2 protein-coding genes are annotated in these 1825 nt (G+C 54.2%); one reads left to right on the top strand and one right to left on the bottom strand.

Annotated features, from left to right (window positions below; genetic code table 11):
* On the top strand, positions 1 to 1167 hold a 1167-nt coding region (locus AC2TCY_RS22970), incomplete at its 5' end, for a DUF6538 domain-containing protein (RefSeq protein ID WP_480851066.1).
* Positions 1168 to 1217: 50 nt separating this feature from the next.
* Here AC2TCY_RS22970 and AC2TCY_RS22965 read toward each other — a convergent pair.
* Positions 1218 to 1760, bottom strand: a complete 543-nt coding sequence (locus AC2TCY_RS22965; protein ID WP_480851064.1) for a hypothetical protein — start codon at positions 1758 to 1760, stop codon at positions 1218 to 1220.
* Positions 1761 to 1825 lie beyond the last annotated feature (65 nt).

The following is a 1825-nucleotide window of genomic DNA, read 5'->3' as shown; positions in this document are numbered from 1 at the left end:
ACCAAATCTGCCCCTTACACATTTGTAAAACAGGGCATATTCTATTTCTCGCGAAGGGTCCCGACCGACCTTTCCCACCACTACAATGCAAGCAGGATCATGTACTCGCTACGCACGAGGTCGGCTGTAGTGGCTGCTTCGAGAGCGCAGCGGGCGGCACAACAACTCGACGAGCACTGGTATCACCTTCGCGTTCGCGATGTTGACCTCCCCGGAAAACACTTGCTCCGCATGACCGGGAGGTCTGTTGCGAGAGGTGTTGGGGCGTCGGGCGAAACCTCGGGTGAATCTGTCAAGCTCAGCGAAGCTGTGTCGATCTACATCCGCCTGAAGGGCAAAGATCGCCCCGTCACGTTCCATCGAGCTGCCGAGCGAGCCTGCGGCTATGTAGTCGATGCCTGCGGTGACAAGGACCTGACCGCCTATTCCCGAGCCGATGCCAACAGCTTCCGAGACGCATTGATTTCCAAACACCTCGCGGGAAGCAGCATCACCCGTATCTTTGGTACCGTGCGATCCGTCTTCAACTTCGCTGCAGCTGAGATTGGCATCATGATCAGCAATCCGTTTGCAGGGGTCTACTACGACCGACAGGCGGGAGTTGAGGATCGCCAGCCTCTGCCAGTTGAGATGATCAGGTCGCTACAGGCGTTGTGTCGCGAAGAGGACGACGATCTTCGCTGGCTGGTTGCCATGGTGTCGGATACCGGGATGCGCCTCGCTGAAGCGGCTGGTCTACTCGTTGAAGACATCCGGCTTGAAGGCCCTACGCCCCACTTGGTCGTGCAAGAGCATCCATGGCGACGCCTCAAGACCAATAGTAGTGCAAGAACCATTCCTCTCGTTGGTGCCTCGCTCTGGGCCGCTGAACGCATCTTGGTTGAAGTTCGGGGCAGCAAGTTCGCTTTCCCACGCTACAACAAAAACAGCAAGACGAACGCCAACTCAGCCAGTGCAGCACTGAACAAATGGATAAAGCAACATGCCCAGAAAGAACATACTATGCACAGCTTCCGCCATTCGATGCGTGACAGGCTACGAGCAGTCGAGTGTCCCTCTGACGTCGTCGACCAGATTGGCGGATGGCATACAGAGGGTGTCGGTCACGGCTATGGTCGTGGCTACCCTCTTGAAGTCCTCGCGAAATGGCTAAACCAACTACCGTAGAGGTTGTGGTTGGGGCAACGAGGGAGCAGCCGTGGACAAAGATGGGAACTCTAAAGGTATGAGTTCCATGGGAGCATAAAGCCGCCGACGTGGTCAGCTTGCTTCCGATTGTAATGCTCGTTCATCCGAGCAATCAAAGTCTCCAGCGTCCTTTCGGCCATTTGCTGCCGCACCTTTGAGAACGCTTCGTGTTCGCGCAGAGGCTTAAAGTGTTTGACGTTCTGAATGTGTATCCGGTTTCGCAGTTCTGCAAGTTTGTTCAAATCGTCGTAGAAGCCGTCACTTCCGTCTCCAAAGAGCTGGTGTTTGCGGCATTGGTCGATGAAGAACTGAAAGTTGTCGTTGCTCATAGAACGAAGATGTTCGGCGAGTTCTTCCTCTATGGCTGCTACACCCTCCCGAACAAAATCCCGGATTTTGGCAAAGAAGTCGAACAGCACTGCCTCGGCGATAGCACCGCAATACACGATGACTGGTTTACGCAGTCTTTTATGTGAACTGTCAGTCTCAGCATGTTCATGCTGCAACTCCCAGATCAACTGCAGTGCGTCGAGGTTTTCGTTGATGTTGTCCCCAAGGCGATAGTTGCCCATGAAGTTGGTTGGATAAACAATTGGCATCGGGATGATTTAAGTCGCTTTTGTATGCGGCAGGGACG

The sequence above is a fragment of the Ruegeria sp. HKCCD7181 genome (assembly GCF_057221055.1).
Note: the sequence above shows the minus strand (reverse complement) of the source record. Positions and strands in the feature narration are given on the sequence as shown.

Excerpts from the sequence above, each read along its gene's own strand:
- AC2TCY_RS22965 (WP_480851064.1), bottom strand. The coding sequence starts at position 1,760 with ATGGGCAACTATCGCCTTGGGGACAACATCAACGAAAACCTCGACGCA.